The 22,011-nt window shown below is 47.0% G+C and carries 20 protein-coding genes; 4 read left to right on the forward strand and 16 right to left on the reverse strand.

The features are described 5' to 3' along the window. Window positions 1-2: 2 nt before the first annotated feature. From DYH48_RS13910 to rpsB, 10 genes are all read right to left on the reverse strand, one after another. A complete protein-coding gene (locus tag DYH48_RS13910) occupies window positions 3-500 on the reverse strand; it encodes an OmpH/Skp family outer membrane protein (RefSeq protein WP_011846353.1) in 498 nt (165 codons plus the stop codon). A gap of 64 nt (window positions 501-564) precedes the next feature. Beyond that, entirely contained in the window at window positions 565-3,045 is a 2,481-nt protein-coding gene (bamA, locus tag DYH48_RS13915; RefSeq protein ID WP_012088728.1) for an outer membrane protein assembly factor BamA, read from the reverse strand. 31 nt (window positions 3,046-3,076) lie between these two features. Beyond that, entirely contained in the window at window positions 3,077-4,447 is a 1,371-nt protein-coding gene (rseP, locus tag DYH48_RS13920; protein WP_115335133.1) for a sigma E protease regulator RseP, read from the reverse strand. A 39-nt stretch (window positions 4,448-4,486) separates the two neighbouring features. After that, entirely contained in the window at window positions 4,487-5,677 is a 1,191-nt protein-coding gene (ispC, locus tag DYH48_RS13925) for a 1-deoxy-D-xylulose-5-phosphate reductoisomerase (RefSeq protein WP_115335134.1), read from the reverse strand. A gap of 4 nt (window positions 5,678-5,681) precedes the next feature. Next, window positions 5,682-6,539, reverse strand: a complete 858-nt coding sequence (locus tag DYH48_RS13930) for a phosphatidate cytidylyltransferase (protein ID WP_006085249.1) — start codon at window positions 6,537-6,539, stop codon at window positions 5,682-5,684. A 20-nt stretch (window positions 6,540-6,559) separates the two neighbouring features. Next, window positions 6,560-7,387, reverse strand: coding sequence for a polyprenyl diphosphate synthase (uppS, locus tag DYH48_RS13935; RefSeq protein WP_115335135.1), 828 nt, complete (start codon window positions 7,385-7,387; stop codon window positions 6,560-6,562). 82 nt (window positions 7,388-7,469) lie between these two features. Continuing rightward, a complete protein-coding gene (gene frr, locus DYH48_RS13940) occupies window positions 7,470-8,027 on the reverse strand; it encodes a ribosome recycling factor (protein ID WP_006080982.1) in 558 nt (185 codons plus the stop codon). Between the two features lie 21 nt (window positions 8,028-8,048). Beyond that, on the reverse strand, window positions 8,049-8,786 hold the full coding sequence (gene pyrH, locus DYH48_RS13945) for a UMP kinase (RefSeq protein ID WP_006080981.1): 738 nt from the start codon (window positions 8,784-8,786) through the stop codon (window positions 8,049-8,051). 68 nt (window positions 8,787-8,854) lie between these two features. After that, a complete protein-coding gene (gene tsf / locus DYH48_RS13950; RefSeq protein WP_006085247.1) occupies window positions 8,855-9,706 on the reverse strand; it encodes a translation elongation factor Ts in 852 nt (283 codons plus the stop codon). A 120-nt stretch (window positions 9,707-9,826) separates the two neighbouring features. Next, window positions 9,827-10,555 (reverse strand): 30S ribosomal protein S2, encoded by a 729-nt coding sequence (gene rpsB, locus DYH48_RS13955; RefSeq protein ID WP_006080979.1) that lies wholly within the window; start codon window positions 10,553-10,555, stop codon window positions 9,827-9,829. A gap of 283 nt (window positions 10,556-10,838) precedes the next feature. On the opposite strand from rpsB, the gene map reads away from it, so the two are divergent. From map to dapD, 3 genes are read left to right on the forward strand one after another with little or no spacing between them, the layout of a single operon-like run. Next, a complete protein-coding gene (gene map / locus DYH48_RS13960; RefSeq protein ID WP_227257044.1) occupies window positions 10,839-11,669 on the forward strand; it encodes a type I methionyl aminopeptidase in 831 nt (276 codons plus the stop codon). Window positions 11,670-11,702: 33 nt separating this feature from the next. Next, window positions 11,703-14,288, forward strand: a complete 2,586-nt coding sequence (gene glnD / locus DYH48_RS13965; protein ID WP_006080977.1) for a bifunctional uridylyltransferase/uridylyl-removing protein GlnD — start codon at window positions 11,703-11,705, stop codon at window positions 14,286-14,288. Window positions 14,289-14,309: 21 nt separating this feature from the next. Further along, a complete protein-coding gene (gene dapD, locus DYH48_RS13970) occupies window positions 14,310-15,134 on the forward strand; it encodes a 2,3,4,5-tetrahydropyridine-2,6-dicarboxylate N-succinyltransferase (RefSeq protein WP_006080976.1) in 825 nt (274 codons plus the stop codon). Between the two features lie 130 nt (window positions 15,135-15,264). On the opposite strand, the gene DYH48_RS13975 is transcribed toward dapD, so the two are convergent. The 4 genes from DYH48_RS13975 to DYH48_RS13990 all read right to left on the reverse strand — a co-directional run bounded on the left by DYH48_RS13975 (window position 15,265) and on the right by DYH48_RS13990 (window position 20,323). After that, window positions 15,265-17,196: an HD domain-containing phosphohydrolase gene (locus tag DYH48_RS13975; protein ID WP_115335136.1), complete on the reverse strand. Its 1,932-nt coding sequence runs from the start codon at window positions 17,194-17,196 to the stop codon at window positions 15,265-15,267. A 191-nt stretch (window positions 17,197-17,387) separates the two neighbouring features. After that, complete coding sequence (gene purU, locus DYH48_RS13980; protein WP_012088721.1) at window positions 17,388-18,254, reverse strand: formyltetrahydrofolate deformylase; 867 nt, start codon at window positions 18,252-18,254, stop codon at window positions 17,388-17,390. 165 nt (window positions 18,255-18,419) lie between these two features. Beyond that, window positions 18,420-19,907, reverse strand: coding sequence for a PTS transporter subunit EIIC (locus DYH48_RS13985; protein ID WP_115335137.1), 1,488 nt, complete (start codon window positions 19,905-19,907; stop codon window positions 18,420-18,422). Then, a complete protein-coding gene (locus DYH48_RS13990; protein WP_115335138.1) occupies window positions 19,859-20,323 on the reverse strand; it encodes a flavodoxin in 465 nt (154 codons plus the stop codon). Before DYH48_RS13990 ends, DYH48_RS13985 begins: the two co-directional genes overlap by 49 nt. Before the next feature lie 121 nt (window positions 20,324-20,444). Between DYH48_RS13990 and DYH48_RS13995 the strand changes: the two genes are divergently transcribed. Continuing rightward, a complete protein-coding gene (locus DYH48_RS13995; RefSeq protein WP_106650014.1) occupies window positions 20,445-20,639 on the forward strand; it encodes a hypothetical protein in 195 nt (64 codons plus the stop codon). Window positions 20,640-20,822: 183 nt separating this feature from the next. On the opposite strand, the gene truC is transcribed toward DYH48_RS13995, so the two are convergent. Together truC and DYH48_RS14005 are read right to left on the reverse strand one after the other, a co-directional pair. Then, a complete protein-coding gene (truC, locus tag DYH48_RS14000; RefSeq protein ID WP_115335139.1) occupies window positions 20,823-21,686 on the reverse strand; it encodes a tRNA pseudouridine(65) synthase TruC in 864 nt (287 codons plus the stop codon). Further along, on the reverse strand, window positions 21,673-21,993 hold the full coding sequence (locus tag DYH48_RS14005; RefSeq protein ID WP_115336139.1) for a YqcC family protein: 321 nt from the start codon (window positions 21,991-21,993) through the stop codon (window positions 21,673-21,675). The genes truC and DYH48_RS14005 overlap by 14 nt, the downstream gene beginning before the upstream one ends. Between the last annotated feature and the right edge of the window lie 18 nt (window positions 21,994-22,011).

The raw sequence follows: 22,011 nt of genomic DNA on the forward strand, positions 1-22,011 counted from the left end.
TATTACTTGCCTTTGCTTAAGGCTTCAACCACTTTGCCACTGATGTCAGCGTTAGGCTTAACATAAATGACTGCACCACGTTGTAATACCAAATCATATTGGTCTTTTTCAGCGATAGTGTTGATGGCTTTTTGCACTTTAACTAACAGTTTATTTTGCTCTTCACCTTGGCGACGACGTAAGTCTTCATCCAATGCTTTGCCTTTTAACTGATATTCAGATTTTAGCGATTCCATTTTACGAACCAGTTCCGTTTTTTGTGCATCGTTCATTAACGCACCGTCACGTTGCTGCTTCTCCATTAGAGAGCGCATTTCTTCTTGCATTTTTTGGACATCAGCCATGCGATCGCCAAACTCTTTCTTCAGAGATTGAGAGATCTGCTCACGTTGTGGCAGCTGTTCGAACACAGCGCCCATATCCACTACGGCAATTTTCTCAGCATGTGCCATTAACGGCGCGCCTAACAAAACTAACGTCATCAGCGCGCGATTTACCATCTTGTTCAAAATAAACTCCTTGTTACCTTGTTATAGTCAGCAAAACTTGCCGAGTGTATGCCTTTTAAAAAGTTTTGCCAATATTGAAAGAGAAGATCTCTGTTTGGTCGCCTTCGTATTCTTTAATCGGCCACGCTAAGCTAAACACCATAGGACCCATAGGTGATAACCACTGCACACTTAAGCCCCAAGAAGCGCGTAAACGTGCTGGATCACTGTAGTCCTGTAACTTAGCAAACTCGTCCGCTGGAAGTGTTTGATATGCATTGTAATCAAACTCAGTATCCCAAACGTTACCCGCATCAACGAAGAAACTCGTACGAACTGAGTTTGTGTAAGCCTCATCCAAGAATGGCGTCGGTACAATCAACTCCATGCTCGCTGTCGCAAGGGCGTTACCACCGATTGAACGGCCAGAACTCACTTGGATACTGTTAGGATCGCCCGGCAAACTACAACCATCGCCCGATGGATCCGGTGCACATGGTTCACTACCTCGGTAGAGATAGAATGAACGAGGCCCCACAGAGTTAGACTTAAAGCCACGCAGTGAACTGCTACCACCTGAGTAATAGTTTTCCCAGAAAGGCAGAATTTGGTCGTTATCATTAAATTGACCATAACCGTTACCATAACCTAATCGACCACGGGCCAAGAGCACAAAGCTCTGACTACGGTTAATAGGGAAATAGAAGTTAGTGTCAAAGTCTGTCTTAAAATACTGTAAATCAGACCCTGGCGAAGTCATTTTACCGTTCAAACGCTGAGACGAGCCGTCTGTTGGGAAAGTGCCACGGTTCAAGGTGCTACGATACCAGCCCAGACTCAGTTCAAAGTTATCAAAACTTAAGTCCGCATTTGGATCGTCATCACGGTAGATGTTATAGAAACGCAGTGCTTGTTCATAGGCAGAAATTTCAGAAATCGTGTTATGACGATAGCCTATGCCACCATTGATACGATTGTATTCGTTGATCGGGAAACCCGAGTTCAACGCCACACCGTAAGAACTGTTTTTATAACGCTCTAAGTTAGCTTCATTGGCGTCAAACTCGCTCCAATAAACGCTACCCCCTAAACTCACGCCATCTTTCGTCCAATACGGATCGGTATAGGATAAGTTAACGTTCTTAGAATACTTGTTGGTGCTCAAGCTGATACCCGCTTGGTTACCTGTGCCTAAGAAGTTATTTTGCTGCACACCAAACTGCAAGCTCAGGCCTGATTCAGTACCATAACCGACACCGGCGTTGAATGAGCCCGACGGCTGCTCTTTCACTTTCACCGCAACATCGACTAAATCATCGGTACCTGGCACTTGAATCGTTTCAGTGTCAACGGTTTCGAAGAAGCCCAAACGGTTAAGACGCGCTTTAGATTGCTCAACTTGCGCTGAGTTTAACCAAGCCCCTTCCATCTGACGCAGTTCACGGCGCATCACTTCATCTTTGGTCACTGTGTTACCAGTGAAGTTAATCGCACGCACGTAAACACGTTTACCCGGTTTAACATTGATGTTTAAGGTCACTTCTTTAGTCTTATCATCAATTTCAGGATACGTTTTGACTTCTGGGTAGGCATAACCGAAGCGGCCTAAATATTTGCTGTACATTTCTTCGGTGAAAGTCACATCACCGCCGTTGTACATATCACCCGCTTTGATCGGCAGAATTGATTTCATCAACTCTTCACGGCCCATCAAATCACCCGTCAGGTTTACTTCTTTAACTTTATATTTCTCACCTTCATCTACGTTGATGGTGATATATAAACCTTTACGGTCAGGTGTCATCGCCACTTGAGTCGAGGTGACTTCAAAGCGGATATAACCTTTATTGTGATAATAGGTTTTGATGGTCTCGAGATCTGCCTGCAGCTTTTGCTTCTGATAACGGCGTTCGCCGAACAGATCCCACCAAGCCACATAATCTTTAAGTTCCAGCATGCCAATCAACTCAGCATCGGTGAACTCATGATTACCGACCACGTTAATTTGGCGGATTTCGGCCGCTAAACCTTCGGTGAACTTAAATTTCAGCTCAACCCGGTTACGGGGTAAGTTGATCACTTGAGCTTCCACTTTAGCGCCGTATTTACCCACGCCGTAGTAGAAATCCTGCAGACCCTTTTCAATACCGGTCAACATAGTGCGATCAAGCGACTCACCGACTTTAACGCCAGAACCGTCCAGACTTTCCTGTAACTGTTCATCTTTAATGTCTTTGTTGCCATCGAATGTCACGGCACTGATGGTAGGACGTTCAGTGACTTTCACCACTAATACGCCGCCATCTCGGCTCACGGAGACATTTTCAAAGTTAGTCGATGCATACAAGCTTTTAATGGCTTGTTGAATTCTTAACTGGTCAACAGTGTCACCTACTTTTACTGGTAAGCTTAACAGGGCAGCACCGAGTGCAACTCGCTGCAAACCTTCAACTTGGATGTCGGTCACTTCAAACGGTTGGAAAGTATCAGCCAACACAGTCCCTGAAAACGACGCACCGACGAATAACATCGAGGCAAAAAGTTTATTCAATCTCATAGAGCACTTCTAATTATTAGTCTGTCCTTGCTCAGAGTCGGGCAAAATCATTGAAAAGCGCAATGCTCATCAACATCAGCAGTATTGCTGCCCCAAATCTGAATCCTATTTCCTGCACCTTTTCAGGTACAGGTTTACCAGTTATTACTTCAATAAAGTAATACAGCAGGTGTCCCCCATCGAGCACAGGTAAAGGCAACAAGTTAATGATGCCTAAATTGACGCTGATGAGCGCGAGGAACCCGAGAAAATAGACCAAGCCATAGTTTGCACTACTGCCCGCACCCTGTGCGATCGAGATGGGTCCACTCAGGTTTTTCACCGACACATCGCCGGTAAATAATTTGCCAATCATCTTAAAGCTCACAGCAACAAGTTGCCATGTTTTATCCGCTGCGATGCCGAAAGAATCGATTGGTCCATATTCAAGTTGTAAACGCATATTGTCTGGCCATGGCGCTTGGGTTGGGCTCACCCCAAGCATACCTATCTCTTGGCCATCGGCGTTTTTACTGCTTAACGGTGTCACTACCACGTTAAACTGTTCGCCATTACGACGCAAAGTTAAGCTCACAGGCACATTGGCAGAATGTTGAATAATGTCAACAAAAGCCTGCCAATCGGTATAATTTTTACCATTTATCGCCACTAAGGTATCCCCAACTTTTAGCTCGCTCTTGGCAGCGGCGCTGTCAGGGCTAATAGCAGCAATTGTCGGGTCGATTTCGGGGCGATATATCCCTAAACCTAAGGTGGTAATCGGCGATTCTTTTTCAGGATCAAAATGCCAATTGCGGGTATCTAAGGTATAAGAGCGCGCGCTGGAATCTAAGCCCTGCAAACCGCTCAATGGCGTCAGCGATACACTCAGGCTTTCATCGCCTATGTGGCCCACTAAGGCTAAATTCACTTCTTCCCAGTTACGTACAGCCTGGCCGGAAATGGCCGTTATTTGCATGGGCTCAGTGACCTGGATTTGCGCGGCGGCAGTTCCAGGTGTTGTCGATGTGATCACAGGTTTCAGTGACGGCACACCAATCAGATACATAAAATACAGGGCAACGATGGCAAAAATAAAATTCGCAATCGGGCCAGCAGCCACAATCGCAATGCGCTGCCATACGGTTTTACGATTGAATGCTTGATCTTTTAATGCTTCTGGGACGTCTTCGACGCGCTCATCGAGCATTTTGACATAGCCACCGAGTGGGATCATGGCTAACACGTATTCAGTGCCGTCTTTACCGACACGGCGCCAAATCGCCTTACCGAAACCAATGGAGAAACGTTCGACTTTGACACCACAACGGCGTGCGACATAGAAATGGCCGTATTCGTGGGCTGTGATTAACAGGCCCAGTGCAACGATGAAAGAACCTAAGTTCCATAAAAAATCTAACATCCCACTCCTTACGTCATTGATTTAATCACTCAACGATTGCTAAGCGATGCTTGCTAAGGTCTCACGCGCATAGACGCGGGTTTGCGCATCTAAGGCTAAAATATCTTCTATGCTGCCCATAGGGCGCTTAGGCACAGTCACTAAACAAGCTTCGTTCACTTTTGCAATTTGAGTAAAGCCAATTTGTCCCTGTAAAAACGCTTCAACAGCAATCTCATTGGCTGCATTTAACACAGTTGTCGCCTCTTGGCCTTGGGCACACGCGTCCATTGCCAGAGCCAAACAGGGGAAGCGTTCAAAATCAGGTTCATAAAAGCTTAACTGTCCGACTTTGAAAAAATCTAAAGGTTCAACGCCAGAATGAATTCTTTGCGGATAAGCCATGCAATGGGCAATAGGCGTACGCATATCTGGGTTACCCATTTGGGCAATAACGGAACCATCACGGTACTGCACCATAGAGTGGATCACGCTTTGCGGATGGATAACCACCTTAAGTTGCTCAGCCTGAGTGTTAAACAACCAACGTGCCTCAATAAACTCTAAGCCCTTATTCATCATAGTGGCGGAGTCGACGGAGATTTTAGGTCCCATGGACCAATTAGGATGTTTACAGGCTTGGGCAGGCGTCATGGCGGCCAGTGTCGCAAGATCCGACCGCAGGAAAGGTCCGCCAGAACCGGTTAACAGAATATGGGAAATACCCGATGCCGCTAAGTCACAACGGCCAAGGTTGGCTTGCACTTCTTGGGGGAGACATTGGAAGATGGCATTATGCTCACTGTCCACAGGCAAGAGCACAGCGCCAGAGCGCTTAGTCGCCTCAATAAACAGCTCACCTGACATAACTAAGGCTTCTTTGTTGGCCAGTAATACCCGCTTCCCCGCCTTTACGGCTTCAAGCGTCGGTACTAGCCCTGCAGCCCCAACAATCGCCGCCATCACGGTATCCACTTCGGCAGCGGTCACTAACCCGAGTAAATCGTTCATGCCTGTGGTGACTTGGATATTGAGCCCTGCAGGTAAAACGGCACGCAACTGTTTTGCTGCCGCTTCATCCACCATATGCGCCACTTTCGGTCTATGCGCCAAACAAAGTGCAAGCATCTTATCAACGCTCGCGTTGGCCACTAATCCATACACGCTATAAGCGAGTGGATTAGCCGATATCACACTTAAGGTACTGGCACCTATAGAGCCGGTAGCACCCAAAATCACCATATTTTGCATAGCGTTACATCCAGAATGCAATGTAGATCAGGGTAAACACCGGCAAGGCTGCAGTCAGGCTGTCGATGCGGTCGAGCACGCCGCCGTGACCGGGCAAAATAGTGCCAGAATCTTTGATACAGGCCGCACGCTTAAACATACTTTCAGATAAATCACCCAGTGCTGACACTAAGGCAACAAATAAGGTCACGGCCACAACTAAGCCCAGTTCTTGCTCAGGCGAATAATACATCACCGCACCAACCACTATCATAGTGGTCACTAAACCGCCGAGTAAACCTTCAAGCGTTTTAGCTGGGCTTACCGCTGGCATCAGTTTGGTTTTACCTATCGCCTTGCCCACGAAGTAAGCGCCTGAATCCGCGGCCCACACAATCAACATCACCAATAACACCAACACAGGGCCGTAATAAGGCGAAGCTTGCGAGCTAATGGATTTGAGCGCGATCAGGGCGACAAAACAAGGTATTAAGGTTAGCTGTCCAAACATGGACTTAAACATAGGATTCTTTTGCCAGAACTTAGCGCTTTTCGGATAAGTCACCACTAATAACAGTGAGGCTAACCACCAAAGTGCGCCAATGTAGAGAATGGCTAAATAGATAGGGTGTAACTGATGGCTTAACCAAACCGCATCGATTGGCACAATCAGATTAAGTGCCACCAACAAGATACCGACCGTACAGGTGAAGCTCCACTGGGTGACGTCACACTGATTATCGATAATTCTTCCCCATTCCTTTGCAGCAATGAGAAAGACGCCGACCAAGGCCCAAGCGAAGTAGTTGGCAGGGAGTAAAAATATCGCCCCCAAAACTAATGGAACTAACCAAATTGCTGTTATTATTCGTTGTTTTAGCAAAAAAAATCCCTCATGAGGTTTTACAATGTACGCATCTCATCAATCTGACTTCCAGTCAAACCAAAGCGGCGCTGGCGACTTGCAAAAATGGCAATCGCTTCATGAAAAGCCTGTTCATCGAAATCAGGCCAAAGGGTGTCGGTAAACACCAATTCTGCATAGGCCGCCTGCCACAGCACAAAATTGCTGATGCGACAGTCCCCGCCCGTGCGGATCATTAAATCAACTTCACTCTGATTTTGCATGCACAAATGTGCACTTAAGGCTTCTTCGGTGAACTGACTGCTGGTCATTTCGCCAGTTTCGACCTTTTCCGCTAATTTTTGGGCTGCTTGAAGTATGTCCCAACGGCCACCATAGTTAGCGGCAACATTCAGAACCAAGCCAGTATTGCCTGATGTCTTCTCTTGCGCAGCTGCAATTTGCTTCTGTAATCGCGCCGAAAAACGGCTGATATCACCAATAATCTTCAGCTTAACCTGATTCTTATGCAGCAATTTAATTTCGCGCTGTAATACGGTAAAAAACAATTCCATCAGCAAGCTGACTTCTTTATCGGGTCTTCGCCAATTCTCGCTAGAAAATGCAAATAAAGTTAGCGATTCAATGCCCAATTGGCTTGCCGTGCTTACGGCTCTTCTAACGGCTTTAACACCGGCCTTATGTCCCAACACTCGTGGTTTACCTTGGGTTTGTGCCCAGCGCCCATTGCCATCCATGATAATGGCAACATGCTTAGGTAACGACTGTTTCACGAGTTCGGGTAATTGTCCCGGCAAGGTCGTTTGAGTGTGTAAATCACTCTCACTCGTCCTAGGGTGCGGATCAAGTTCCACTGTGGATGACATCTAATACAGCCCTTTAAAATAGACAAACGCCGTGTAGTATACCCCTACACGGCGCATCAACTCTAGCTTATCGAACTTGAGATTATACTTCCATCAACTCAATTTCTTTGGCCGCTAAAATCTCATCAATCTTTTTAATGTGAGCATCGGTGAACTTTTGTACTTCTTCTTCGCTGCGACGAACATCATCTTCAGTACAAGCTTTGGCTTTCTCAAGCTTCTTCACTTCAGAAATGGCATCACGACGTACGTTACGGATGGCGATACGACCGTTTTCAGCTTCGTTACGCACGACTTTGATGAAGTCTTTACGACGTTCTTCAGTCAGCGCTGGTAATGGAATACGTAATGTTGCGCCTGCAGACATAGGGTTCAGACCTAAATCTGAGCTCATAATGGCCTTTTCAACGGCTTGGATAGCACTACGATCGAATACAGTCACAGACAGGGTGCGAGAATCTTCAACACCCACGTTAGCCACTTGGTTCAGTGGTGTCATAGTACCGTAGTAAGACACTTGAATTGAATCAAGCAGGCTTGGGTGGGCACGACCGGTACGCACTTTTGCCATTTGGTTTTTAGTTGCGTCTACACATTTACCCATGCGTTCTTGCGCATCTTTCTTAATGTTCTCAATCACGTTAAATGTCCTTCTTGGTCATTAAATAACTTTTTTCGCTCTGATCAGCGTGCCTTCTTCTTCACCCATGATAACGCGGCGTAGAGCGCCAGGCTTGTTCATGTTGAAGACTAAAATAGGCATGTCGTGATCACGCGCCATAGTAAAGGCTGCTAAGTCCATTACTTTTAATTCTTTTTCCAGAATTTCCGCATAAGTCACTTCATCATACTTAACGGCGTCTGGGTTCTTCATTGGGTCTTCGGAGTATACACCGTCGACTTTAGTGCCTTTCAACACAACTTCAGCTTCGATTTCAATGCCGCGTAAACAGGCCGCAGAATCGGTCGTGCAGAAAGGATTACCTGTACCGGCAGCAAAAATAACCACTCGGCCAGATTTTAGCAAGCTGATCGCTTCAGCCCAATTGTAATCGTCACACACACCCTTTAACGGGATAGCTGACATCAGACGGGCATTAACATAGGCACGGTGCAAGGCGTCGCGCATTGCCAAGCCGTTCATAACCGTTGCCAGCATACCCATGTGATCGCCCACCACACGGTTCATGCCTGCTTTTGCTAGGCCTTCACCGCGAAACAGATTACCACCACCAATAACCACACCCACCTGAATACCCAGCTCAACCAGCTCTTTCACTTCCTGAGCCATGCGATCTAATACTTTGGGGTCGATGCCGAAGCCTTCGTCGCCCATCAGTGCTTCGCCACTTAATTTAAGAAGAATGCGTCTAAATGCGGGTTTTGGATTGGTGCTCATAATTTTTATCCTGGTCATAACAAGACCGCAGCTATTGCCGCGGTCTTGGGGGTATTTAGCGTTGGCGATTAAGCCTTTTTAGAAGCAGCGATTTGAGCAGCAACTTCAGCTGCGAAATCTTCTTCTTTCTTCTCAATACCTTCACCCACTTCTAAACGAATGAAGTTAGTGACTTTAGCGCCTTTCTCTTTCAGAATTTCGCCAACAGTTTTCTTTGGTTCCATGATGTAAGCTTGACCAGTCAGAGAAATCTCACCGGTGAACTTCTTCATACGACCAAGAACCATCTTCTCAGCGATCTCTGCCGATTTGCCTTCGTTCATTGACATTTCGATTTGCAGAGCTTGTTCTCTTGCAACGATTTCTGCAGGAACATCTTCTGGGTTCACGTATTCAGGCTTAGAAGCAGCAACGTGCATTGCGATGTGCTTTAAGGTTTCTTCGTCAGCTTCACCGGCTACAACAACACCAATGCGCTCACCGTGACGGTATGAAGATAAGTTTGCACCATCGATGTACTCAACACGACGAATGTTGATGTTTTCACCGATTTTAGTTACTAACGCAACGCGTGCGTCTTCGAACTGTGCTTTTAAATCTTCAAGCGTCACTTTAGATGCAGCAGCGGCATCTAATACTGCGTTCGCGAATGCTAAGAAGTTTGAATCTTTAGCAACGAAGTCAGTTTGACAGTTAACTTCTAACAGCGCAGCGAAACCTTCGCCATTCTTGATCAGAATTGTACCGTCAGCAGCGATGTTACCCGCTTTTTTAGCAGCTTTAGCAGCACCAGACTTACGCATGTTGTCAATTGCTAACTCCATGTCGCCGTTAGTTTCTGTCAGAGCGTTTTTACAATCCATCATGCCTGCGCCAGTACGGTCGCGCAGTTCTTTAACTTGGGCAGCAGTAATTGCCATTGTTAAATCCTCTATAAAAAATCGACTAATTTGCAGATATAAAACAGGGGCCGAATGGCCCCTGTTAACCAATCAAAAATCTTGGTTAATAAGGGTGATGATAATCATCGCGCCTTATTATTATTCGGCTTCTACGAAACCGTCTTGCTCAGCTTGAACAGCCAAATCTTGACCACGGCCAGCTTTTGCAGCAGCAGCAACAGAAGAAGTGTACAGGCGGATAGCACGCATAGCGTCGTCGTTACCAGGAACGATGTAGTTAACACCATCTGGCGCAGAGTTAGTATCAACAACTGCAACAACAGGGATACCCAGGTTGTTAGCTTCTTTAATAGCGATATGCTCATGGTCAGCACCGATGACGAATAATACGTCTGGCAGGCCGCCCATGTTTTTAATACCACCTAAAGATTTTTCCAGCTTTTCAAGCTCACGAGTACGCATCAGCGCTTCTTTCTTGGTCAGCTTGTCGAAAGTACCGTCAACTGATTGGCTTTCTAGTTCTTTCAGACGTTTGATTGACTGACGAACAGTTTTCCAGTTAGTCAACATACCGCCTAACCAGCGGTGATCAACATAAAACTGATCACAAGACAGAGCAGATTCTTTGATCGCTTCGCCAGCAGCACGTTTAGTACCAACGAATAATACTTTACCTTTCTTTGAAGCTACGTTGCTGATGAAAGCCAGCGCTTCATTGAACATTGGCACTGTATGCTCAAGGTTGATGATGTGAACACCGTTGCGAGCACCGAAAATGAATGGCTTCATTTTTGGGTTCCAGTAACGGGTTTGGTGACCGAAGTGGACACCGGCCTGAAGCATATCGCGCATTGAAACTGTAGTCATTTCTATTACCTTAAAATTTAGGGGGTTAGACCTCCACGCATCCCATGTCTTCGACCCCGCAATTGATAACTGAGGGCACCCCGAAGAATGTGTCGACACGTGTGTGATTTAGTATTTAGACAAATAGCCATGTATAATGGCCGCCATCTTTAGTCTTGCAAGTATCTAAGCAGAGCAAAAGCTGGCTAGGACAATTCATCAAGACTTAAACATAACGGCGCGCTTTATACCATAAATAGCCCTAAAGCACAAATTTTTGCATTAGGTTGCGTGGCCAACAGACATTAAAGACACAAGAGAAAACGCAATGAGTATAGTCATCAAGACAGCTGAAGAAATTGAAAAAATGCGTGCTGCGGGCAAACTTGCCGCACAGGTATTAGAAATGATCGCTCCGCATGTTAAGCCGGGCGTAACCACCAATGAACTCAATGACCTCTGCGCCAAATATACCGAAGAGCAAGGTGCGATTTCGGCGCCGCTTAACTATCATGGTTTTCCTAAGTCCATTTGCACTTCTGTAAACCATGTAATTTGCCACGGTATTCCAAACGACAACCCACCATTGAAAGAAGGCGATATCCTCAATATCGACATCACAGTGATTAAAGACGGTTATCACGGCGATACTTCGCAGATGTTTTTAATCGGTGAAGTGAGCGCGAAGGACAAACGTCTGTGCCGCATCGCACAAGAAAGCCTGTATTTGGCCATTCGTAAGGTGCGTCCGGGCCTAAAACTGGGTGAAATTGGCAATACTATCGAAAAATTCATCAAAGCAAGCAAAACAGGCCTTGAGAAATATTCCATCGTGCAAGATTATTGTGGCCACGGTATTGGCTCGGGTTTCCATGAGGAACCTCAGGTCATGCATTACCGCAACGGCGATAACACAGTATTACGCCCAGGCATGTGTTTCACTATTGAACCTATGATCAATGCCGGTCGCCACACGACCATACTCGATCGCGATGATAAGTGGACGGTTACCACCTCCGATGGTAAAAATTCTGCCCAGTGGGAACACACCCTACTTGTGACTGAAAAAGGGGTTGAAGTACTGACCCTGCGTGAGGATGAAGATTTCCCACGCATCATCAATCACGAGCGATAGGCCAAACCAACAAAAATAAAAACAAGGGACTCGATGAATATAGCTCTGCTCGCTAAACAATCATTAATCGAACAGAATCAGACTCTTTTAGCCAGTTTCAAGGCTAAAACCCCAATTGAAGAGCTAGTCACGCAGCGCTGTCAATTTGTCGATGCCCTTGTAAAGCAAGCTTGGGAACAGCACGGTCTAAGGGAATTTGATATTTCCCTGATTGCCGTAGGCGGCTATGGCCGTGGTGAGCTGCATCCCCATTCAGATGTCGACTTGCTGTTCCTGTTTAATGATATCTTGTCACCCGCCGCAGAAGCGGCACTCAGTCAGTTTATTGCCTTTCTGTGGGATGCCAATCTCGAAATCGGCCACAGTGTCCGTACGTTAAACGACACTATTACTCTCGGCCGTGAAGACATCACCATAGCCACTAACCTGTTAGAGGCACGACTGCTCGAAGGGCCCGAGTTTTTATTCGACCAACTTTACGATGCCATTCGTCAGAGTGACTTTTGGACCTCAAGCGACTTCTTTATCGCTAAGCGTGACGAACAAAATGCCCGCCATGCCAGAGCCAGTGCCTTCGATTTAGAACCCAATATCAAGAGTTGTCCCGGCGGACTTAGGGATATTCAAACCATTGCTTGGGTGGCCATGCGTCACTTTGGCGCCGCTCGCCTCGAAGAATTAGTTCAATACGACTTTTTAGAGCCCGGTGAATTAGAAGAGCTGCTCGAATGTCAGCACTTTTTATGGAAGCTACGCTTTGCCCTGCACATGGTGGTCGGTCGCGATGAAAATCGCTTACTGTTTGATGTGCAGCGCCAAGTTGCCGAACTTATGGGTTATGAAGACGCCACCCAGCTTGCCGTTGAGCAGATGATGAAGCGCTACTATCGCACGGTGCGCCGAGTGATGGAGCTGAACGAAATGCTGTTGCAGCTCTTTAAGCGCGCAACGCTGGGGCACACAAAAGCCTTAGAAATTCAATCGATAGACAAACACTACCAGCGCCGCGGCACCTTTATCGAAGCGCTCAGTGATGATCTGTTCGATAGCGGCGAAGAAATTGTACGGCTGTTTTTGTTAGTCGCTAAAAACTCCAATATTAAAGGTATTTACGCGCCAACGCTGCGTTCACTGCGCCGAGCAAGACGCGCCCAGCCGCAAGCCTTGCAAGAAAACCCGCTTTGCCGCCAAGCCTTTATGGAAATTTTGCGCCATCCTCGCGGCATTGTTGCCTTGTCTTTAATGCACAAACACGGCGTGTTATCGGCCTATTTACCCGCATGGCGAAACATTGAAGGTCAGATGCAGTTTGACCTGTTCCACGCCTACACAGTCGATGAACATACCCACAGATTGCTGCTCAATATTGAGCGTTTTTCTCAAGCCGAACAAAAAGAAGAATTTCCCTTAGGCTCGATTCTCATCAACCAACTGCCGAAAAAGGGCTTACTGGTATTAGGCGCTATCTTCCACGATATCGCCAAAGGCCGCGGTGGCGATCACAGTAAACTTGGCGGCGCCGACGCCCTCGCCTTTTGTAAGCTACACGGGTTAAACGATCACGATGGTCGTTTAGTCGCTTGGCTAGTTGAGAATCATCTGGTGATGTCTGTCACCGCCCAGCGCCGCGATATTTCCGATCCCGATGTGGTGGCCGATTTTGCAAATAAAGTCCGCGATGCCGTGCATTTGAGCTATCTGTACTGCTTAACCGTCGCCGATATCTGCGCCACCAACGAAAAAACCTGGAACAACTGGAAAGGCTCACTGCTGCGCGACTTGTACTTTTCAACCCAAAGGGTGCTCGCCCGCGGTAAAGAAAAACCCGTCGACATTCGTGCCAGAGTACGTGAATACCAAGCCAAGGCGAAAAAAGAGCTGCTGCGCCGTGGACTAAAAGAGAAAGATCTCGATACCCTGTGGCAACGTTTTAAGGCAGATTACTTTTTACGCCACCAGCCCAATCAAGTCGCGTGGCACGCCGAAGCGATTTTAAAGCATAAACAACAGGATGAGCCCTTAGTCTTAGTGTCCAAACACACCACCCGTGGTGGCACTGAGCTTTTTGTCTATTGCCAAGACAGACCTAAATTGTTCGCAACTGTGATGGCGGTACTCGACAATAAAAATATCAACGTCCATGATGCCAACATCATGACGTCAAAAGATAATTATGCCCTCGATACCTTTGTGATCTTAGAGCAAGATGGCGCGCCCGTTAGCCAGCTGTCACGTATTCAAAGTATCCGTAAGGCGCTCGAAAAAGCCCTGTCGAGCGACAGTCCAAAACTGCCACGCTTTAGAAAACTGTCGCGCAAGATGAAACCTTTTAATGTTCCGACACAAGTGAGTTTCCTCGAAAGCAGTCGTCATGGTACAAGTATGATGGAGCTTATCGCCTTAGATTCGCCAGGATTACTGGCAAAAGTCGGGGATATCTTTTACCGTTGCAACACGACGTTACTCGCGGCCAAGATCACCACCATTGGTGAGCGAGCCGAAGACTTTTTTATGCTGCAAACCAACGATGGCCTGCAGCTTAACGAAACCCAAGAGAATACCCTCAGGGACGCTTTAATCAGTGCCTTGAGTGCAAAGAATATCGAATCAGTTAATTAACGAGACCAGTGGGAGAAGTAAATGGAGGCTTTACGCCAACGTATTGAGGCGGCTTTTGAAGCTCGCGCCGACATCACGCCAAGCACAGTTGACGCCAGCGTGCGTGACGATGTGCAAAATGTCATCAATATGCTCGACAAAGGTGAAGTCCGTGTCGCCGAGAAAATCGACGGACAATGGCATGTACACCAGTGGCTGAAAAAGGCGGTATTACTGTCCTTCCGTATTTTCGATAACGTGGTTATTGATGGCGCCGAAACCAAATACTTCGACAAAGTGCCGTTAAAATTTGCCGAATATGATGAAGCTCGCTTTAAAGCGGAAGCCATTCGCGTGGTGCCTTCGGCTACAGTGCGTAAAGGCTCATTCATAGGTAAAAATACCGTGTTGATGCCATCTTATGTGAACTTAGGTGCCTATGTAGATGAAGGCACTATGGTTGATACTTGGGCGACCGTTGGCTCATGTGCACAAATCGGTAAAAATGTGCATTTATCTGGCGGCGTAGGTATTGGTGGCGTACTTGAGCCATTACAAGCGGGCCCAACCATCATCGAAGATAACTGCTTTATCGGTGCACGTTCTGAGATTGTTGAAGGCGTTGTGGTTGAAGAAGGCTCAGTGATTTCTATGGGCGTGTATATCGGCCAAAGCACTCGAATTTATGATCGCGAAACTGGTGAAGTGCATTACGGTCGTGTACCAGCAGGTTCCGTTGTCGTTTCTGGCAATCTGCCCTCTGCCTGTGGCAAGTACAGCCTCTATGCCGCCATTATCGTTAAGAAAGTGGATGCAAAAACCCGCGGTAAAGTGGGTATCAACGAATTACTACGTATTGTTGATTAACAGTATTCGTTCGATAACATGAGTTCCATAAAAAAGATGCCCGAGGGCATCTTTTTTATTGTCGGTAATAATTTAGCCTACAGTTGCGCTGTCATTATCAGGCTTGAAAATAAAGTGTTTAATAAAGCACTTAAATCAAGCGTTCGACTTCACGAAATGCATTTCTCGTCATGGCGATGGCCCGCCAGCCGATAATCCCCAATGGCTGCTGCGCTTTGTTCACCACCACAAGATATTCTGAGTCCAAAAGATTCAACTGCAATAAGGCATCTTCCGACGTGGCCACCTCACTGATAATAGGCACCGAATGCTGCATGATCTGATGGGCTTTTTTATGCAGTGATGCCCTATCCTGCTCACGCTCAGCTGCAGTGCCAAGTAATGGGCTAAACCAATGTTCCAGTAAGTGGCTGGTGATCACGCCGAGTATCTTATGTTGTTCATCCAATACCACGGCCACCTTAGCGTGAGCGGCGGTAAGCAAACGCTTAACGTCGACTAACTCATGGTCGAGGGAAATCGTTACTAGAGGTTCAAGCGGCGCAGCGCCGATATGGTCGCTAATACTCAACTCACGATTAATCAAAATATCTAAACAGGTTTCGACTATCTCAGGATCAAAAAGAGTCCCTTTGCCTGCACGCAGCACTTCGGTCATTTTCTCCAGCCCCAAAGATGGACGATAGGGCCTGTGGGATAATATCGAATCGGCAACATCGGCTACGGCAATAATTTTCGCCTCATAGAGAATGGCTTTATCCTTTAAACCCGCAGGATAGCCCGAGCCATCGAGCCGCTCATGATGCTGTAAAATCATCTCTTTAATGGGCCATGGAAACTCCACATCCTCAATAATTTCAGCGCCATGGAGTGGATGGGTCTGTATTAATGCGTATTCTTCTTTCGAAAGCTTCGAAGGTTTGGTCAAGATCTGCGATGGAATGGCCAACTTGCCGATATCATGGACTAAGGCACCAATTTTCAGTCCTTCGAGACGCAGTGGATCTAAGCCTAATTTCTCACTAATCAAATAACTTAATTGCGCCACCGACTTTTGATGCCCTGCGGTATAGGCATCTTTTAGTTCCAATGCCTCAGAAATGGCACTAATAAGCTGGGTTAACGACTGAGATAACTGCTCTTTTTGCGATTTAATGATTTTGGACTGGCGAGAGACAGCCCGTAATGTGCGCGGCAGTTCGATGGTGTGCCATAGGATGCTGGCGAAGGTGAGTAATGATCTTGCATCATTGCGACTATAGGGCTCGTTACGGTCGACCACGCACACTATGCCGACCAAGCGGCTGCGAAACAAAATCGGCACCGCCAAATAACGCCCTGCAAGTAACAGTTTATCTAAGGGCAGATCCCCTAAGCGCCTTTGGGAGTCGGTTTGATTTTGGATAATCGGCTTATAATCTCGCACGCATTCAAGCCATATGCGGCTTTCAAGTTCAGACACTTGGGTATTATCTTCGATGAAATCGGCTTGATTCGCCTCGGCGGGAGGATAGTCTGAACGTGCCGCGAGCGTGAGTGTTTTTAACTTTTCGTTATGCAGCAGAATAAAGCCATATCGACTGCCCGTGAGCGACATCGCCTTGGAGACGGCAACTTTAAACACTTCTTCTTGGGAGGATTTAATCACATCTTCAATGTGTTGCAGCCAAGCATCGCTGGCTTGAATCGCTCGGCGATAATCCGAATGCAGCTCCTTCATCTGCGGATCTTCAAAATTGATGTCGGATAGAATCAAATACCATCCCATTTCAGGCAAGGAATGCAGCGCGAGATGCACACGTATACCTCTATGGTCTTGTAATTGAAAACCTATCTCTTGCCCACGTCGCCTCACGATATCGGCGCACAACTCGGCATTAAAGGCACTAAACAGTTGGCTAATAGGTTGATTAATGATTTGCGCCGCCGAGCGTTTGCAACGGCTGTAAAAGGCTTGGCTCATCCGTAGCACGCGAAATTGCTCATCAAGCTGTGCCCAAGACAAATTCAAACTATCGGGCAAGTCTTTCATTCCAACGATAAGGCTTTGACTAGTTGACATCCAGCACTCCAGTCTTTGATTAGAGCATGGGCGACACGCTTTAGCGTGATATTCGCCCGAATGTGAGCACTATAAAATCTCCAATAAACATAATGATAGCTGATCCCATGACATACGCGGATTAAAATAGGCTTAGCTGAATGTCATGTTATCGCTACGCTTGTCATTACCTTAGCGCGACGGCCTACGCTTTAGAAGACGATCGTTTTATTGCCGTACACGACCACTTGCTCGTTAAGCACTAACTGCAGCGCTTTGCTCAGCACACTCTTTTCAACATCGCGCCCTGCACGCGCCATTTCTAAGGCGCTATAACTGTGATCAACGGGAATAACGTCTTGCTTAATGATCGGCCCCTCATCGAGGCAATTATTCACAAAATGCGCCGTCGCACCGATAATTTTCACCCCGCGCTCCCAAGCCTGACGATAGGGTGCTGCGCCAATAAAAGCAGGTAAGAAAGAATGGTGAATGTTGATGATACGATTAGGATATTGCGCCACAAAATCAGGCGTTAATACCCGCATGTACTTAGCCAAGACTAAATAATCGGGTTCGTATTGGGATACCGCAGCCAACAGTGCTTGCTCGTGTTGAATTCGGTCTAGGCCTTCGTGACTCACCAGATGAAAGGGAATGTTAAATTTTTCAGCCAGTTCGCGCAGCGCATCATGGTTGCCCACCACAGCGGCAATCTCGACACTTAAACCACCGTAATAGGCTTTCATCAACAGATCGCCTAAACAGTGCGCTTCTTTCGTCACTAACACCACAATGCGTTTCTTGCCAGCGCTGACCAAGGTCATGTGATTCTTAGCAGGCAGCACGTCGCGCAGATCCTGCAATAACTGTTCGCTGTTAAAAATGCCCTCTAACTCAGTTCGCATAAAGAAACGCCCTTGGGCATTATCCACAAACTCACTGTTTTTAATGATGTTCAGTTTATGGGTAAAACAAACACTGGTGATTTTGGCGATAAGGCCTTGGGCATCGGCGCAATCCGTCAGTAAGATTTTACGTTCTATGGATGGCGAAGTATTACCGCGAGTTTCGGTCATTTGTTGCAAAGTTGGATCTCCTATATTGTCCCTACATCGAGTTTGCCATAGCAAATCGTGCTGAACAGCATGAAAATCCTATAATGCGAAAATAAAAATGACATTTCAGAGGCTTGAATCAATAAAATGTAAAAATTAAGCAGTTAATTTTGTAAAAATACAATCCTAGCGGCGAGTATCTAAGTAACGCTGCAATACCTTACGCAAGGTTTCGGCCTTAGTGCCATAAACCACCTGCACACCTTTGCCCATCACAATTACGCCCTTAGCGCCCAACTGACTTAAACGCACATTATTGACTAACTCTGGCTTATGTACGCTCAAGCGTAACCGAGTCAAACAGGCATTCAGCTCAACAATATTGTCACGCCCACCAAGCGCCGCAATAATCGCCCGTAAACTTTCTTTAGGTCCTTTACTGTCACTGTCGTTATGCTCAAGCCTGCCGGGTGTTTTCAAATTAAAGGCTAAAATACTCAACCTAAACAAAAGGTAATATATGATGGCGGTCAAAGGCCCGAGGAAAATAAACCAGCTGGCATTACGGGACAATGGAAATAACAGCGTAAAGTCCACCAGCCCTTGGGAGAACACTATGCTGTGGTGAATATCGAGCATGATACAAATAAAGTAAGCGAGCCCAGTGAGTAAGGCGTGAATAATAAATAGGATTGGCGCCACAAACATAAAGGCAAATTCAATAGGTTCAGTCACCCCAGTTAACCAACTGGCCGCCCCCGCCGAGAGCATAATGCCCGCCACGCGATTGCGCTCAGAGGGATCGGCGCAGCGCCACATTGCCAGCGCCGCCGCAGGTAATCCCCACATTTTAATCAGGTAACCACCGGCAAGGTTTCCCGCCTGCGGATCGCCCGCTAAATAACGCGCTACCTCGCCACGAACGACTTCGTGCCCTAATAACTGATATTGGCCCACTTCTAAATAGAAAGGTGCATTCCAAATATGGTGTAAGCCAAGGGGAATAAGTAACCGCTCTAATGCGCCATACACGCCAAAGGCGATAGCCGGTTTTTGATAAACCGCCCAGTCAGATACCCGCTCAATCAATAGCGCTAAGGGTGGCCACACATGGGCGAGCACATAACCTAAGCCCATCGCTAGGGGAATGATCAACAAAGATGCACTGCGGCGTCCCTCAAAGAAGGAGAAAATCGCAGGCAAGCGTATATATTGACTCCAGCGCACCGCAAGACAAGTAATGCTGCCGAGCATCATGCCGCCCGCAATCCCAGTATCTAAGGTATCCATTCCCAATAGAGGCTGGGTTGGGAGTCGATACAAATCAGCTAGCGCGGCTAATGTCGCCGTCATCACCCCATAACCAAACACCGCCGTAAAGGCGGCAATGCCTTGATCGCGGCAAAAGCCAATAGCGACCGCCACGGCAAATAACATCGGCATGATGGCGAAAATGAGCTTGCCCACCGCCAACATCAACACTGTCAGCTCTTCGGGCATAAAAGGAATAGGACTAACGGTGAGGCCGAGCATGACCCCAGCGGCAGGTAAAATGGCAATAGGAATAAGCAGCGCTTGGCTTAAGCGCTGGGCAAATTTAAACCACTGCTGAGTAACGAAACTGCCTAAGCGACGAGCTCGGTTTTGACGACTTGATTCCAGCGTTCTAGCCATTTTATCGCTTCAACCTCAGGTTCCATGGTTTCACAGGCATCAATTTCTAATAATTCTACAAGGGGTTTAGCGCCAAGCTCACTCAAGAGCACATCAACAGCCCTACCGGCGCCGCAGAAAGTTTCATAACTTGAATCACCCAGTGCGATCACACTGTAGTTAAGCTCGGGCAAATAGGGCGCAAGATTTTTAAGATTATGATACCAAAGCTGAATATCTTCGGGTAAGTCCCCTTGGCCCGTCGTAGAAGTCACCACGACTAACAATTCATCCTGCGGAGGAATAAAGCTGGCGACGCCATTCGGTTGCCACAATGTTACATCATAACCTAAAACTTGCATTTCTTTCTCTAGGGTTTCGGCGGCAAATTGTGCACTACCATAGACAGTGCCAAACACCAGATTCACCTTTTTCATGATACACTCCACATTGCGTTGCAAACCTTATTAGGCTGACCTTACTTTATTGTTCAGCGGATGGGCAAGCTAAGGCGCAAAATTTTTATAAATCAAGTCATTGAGCATGAGGAAACATCTGATGCGACAGTCCACCCGCCAAAAACACCTCAAGCAACACCACAAAACAACCCATATTCGACGTAAAAACTATTTCCACTCCGCCCAGCAAAATCTCACATCACCACTTGTGTCTACCTCTGGATTCTCAACCTTAGCCGTGATGATGCAAGAACTGCGTCCGCAAACTGCACAAACTCCGCAACGCCTCGACTAACAACCGCAAGACTCATTTTGATGAAACAGTGTTGATTCGACCGTTATGGGTTCAACAACTTTGATTCGATTGCTTAGTGTCAATAACCAAGCCAAGCGAATGACTTTTGATGCCACTCACTTGGCTGACGGCCAATTATGTCCAGATTGTCTCAGTTGAGATTGTCTGAGTTAAGGTCATGAGTTACGCATTTCCAGCTGGTATTTCATCCGTGGCGATTAACAACTCAGCCTGTTGACTTAAGGTCGCCTCGTCCCAACCTAGCTCAGCAAACACGGTTTCCCACTCAGGCTCGAGCTCGGTTTCTATGCTGAGTCGAACTTGAGTGACAGGATGGGTGAAGCTGAGCTTTTTCGCGATAAGCCACAGGCGATTAATGCCAAAATGCTCGCGAAAAAACGCATTTTGCTTACCGTCACCATGGGTGGTATCACCAACTATGGGGTGACGTAAATGCGCCATGTGTCTTCTGAGCTGATGCTTGCGCCCCGTTTTAGGGCTCAAGCGTACCAGTGCAAATCGGCTAGTGGGATATCGGCCTGACGGATACGGAATTTCAGTATTGAGTAATGGCTCATAAGCCGTCACAGCTTCCTGCGCGGCTTTGTTAGGATCGGCATTCTTATCGCCCAACTCATCCAACTCAACCTTAAGCGCATAGTCTAAAATGCCACTCTCATGCATATTACCGCGCACTAAAGCCAAATATTGCTTTTCAATCGTATGGGAAGCAAATTGCTCACACAGTGCATTGGCTACTTCACTGCTCTTGGCAAACAAAAGCACGCCAGATGTCGGCCTGTCGAGACGATGTACGGGGAACACATGACAGCCCACTAAGTCGCGGGTCAGCTGCATGGCAAAAAATCGCTCCCGACGCGCTAAATAACTGCGGTGGACCAATAAGCCTGCAGGTTTATGAATTGCCACTAAGTGATCATCTTCATAAAGAATTTCAATCTCAGGCGCCTGCTCTTCTGAATCATCCTCTTGGGATGCATTCAGTGCATTTTCAGGCGTTTCAAGCCAGATATCATCTTGATTCATTTAACAACATATCCAATTCATTCAATACGCCAATCAGAGCTTGGCGCGGGGGCATATCCTGCCAAACATGTTCAGCCATAGGGGCTATCGCAATTTGCGTCGGCAATGGCGCACCCGTTTCGATTAAAGTCTGCATTCTAGGCAGTAAAATAAACTGCAACCACTGCTCAAGGGGCATAAGATCACAGGCAAAAGGCGCTGTGCTTCCCATTGCAGCGGCAGAAGGCGCTTGCTTAGACCACAACTCGGCCGCTTGCAGCGCTTGGGCAATCTGAGCCAATTTAGCTTGGGTTTGACTGTATAACATAGCTTTCAGATCCATTCT

The sequence above is a fragment of the Shewanella baltica genome, assembly GCF_900456975.1.
Classification (GTDB): Bacteria; Pseudomonadota; Gammaproteobacteria; order Enterobacterales; family Shewanellaceae; genus Shewanella; species Shewanella baltica.

What these genes read in the sequence shown, in the direction of transcription:
- DYH48_RS13910 (WP_011846353.1), bottom strand. Translation starts at nt 500, where the DNA reads ATGGTAAATCGCGCGCTGATGACGTTAGTTTTGTTAGGCGCGCCGTTA.
- bamA (WP_012088728.1), bottom strand. Translation starts at nt 3,045, where the DNA reads ATGAGATTGAATAAACTTTTTGCCTCGATGTTATTCGTCGGTGCGTCG.
- rseP (WP_115335133.1), bottom strand. Translation starts at nt 4,447, where the DNA reads ATGTTAGATTTTTTATGGAACTTAGGTTCTTTCATCGTTGCACTGGGC.
- ispC (WP_115335134.1), bottom strand. Translation starts at nt 5,677, where the DNA reads ATGCAAAATATGGTGATTTTGGGTGCTACCGGCTCTATAGGTGCCAGT.
- uppS (WP_115335135.1), bottom strand. Translation starts at nt 7,387, where the DNA reads ATGTCATCCACAGTGGAACTTGATCCGCACCCTAGGACGAGTGAGAGT.
- pyrH (WP_006080981.1), bottom strand. Translation starts at nt 8,786, where the DNA reads ATGAGCACCAATCCAAAACCCGCATTTAGACGCATTCTTCTTAAATTA.
- tsf (WP_006085247.1), bottom strand. Translation starts at nt 9,706, where the DNA reads ATGGCAATTACTGCTGCCCAAGTTAAAGAACTGCGCGACCGTACTGGC.
- rpsB (WP_006080979.1), bottom strand. Translation starts at nt 10,555, where the DNA reads ATGACTACAGTTTCAATGCGCGATATGCTTCAGGCCGGTGTCCACTTC.
- glnD (WP_006080977.1), top strand. Translation starts at nt 11,703, where the DNA reads ATGAATATAGCTCTGCTCGCTAAACAATCATTAATCGAACAGAATCAG.
- dapD (WP_006080976.1), top strand. Translation starts at nt 14,310, where the DNA reads ATGGAGGCTTTACGCCAACGTATTGAGGCGGCTTTTGAAGCTCGCGCC.
- DYH48_RS13975 (WP_115335136.1), bottom strand. Translation starts at nt 17,196, where the DNA reads ATGTCAACTAGTCAAAGCCTTATCGTTGGAATGAAAGACTTGCCCGAT.
- purU (WP_012088721.1), bottom strand. Translation starts at nt 18,254, where the DNA reads ATGACCGAAACTCGCGGTAATACTTCGCCATCCATAGAACGTAAAATC.
- DYH48_RS13985 (WP_115335137.1), bottom strand. Translation starts at nt 19,907, where the DNA reads ATGGCTAGAACGCTGGAATCAAGTCGTCAAAACCGAGCTCGTCGCTTA.
- DYH48_RS13990 (WP_115335138.1), bottom strand. Translation starts at nt 20,323, where the DNA reads ATGAAAAAGGTGAATCTGGTGTTTGGCACTGTCTATGGTAGTGCACAA.
- DYH48_RS13995 (WP_106650014.1), top strand. Translation starts at nt 20,445, where the DNA reads ATGCGACAGTCCACCCGCCAAAAACACCTCAAGCAACACCACAAAACA.
- truC (WP_115335139.1), bottom strand. Translation starts at nt 21,686, where the DNA reads ATGAATCAAGATGATATCTGGCTTGAAACGCCTGAAAATGCACTGAAT.
- DYH48_RS14005 (WP_115336139.1), bottom strand. Translation starts at nt 21,993, where the DNA reads ATGTTATACAGTCAAACCCAAGCTAAATTGGCTCAGATTGCCCAAGCG.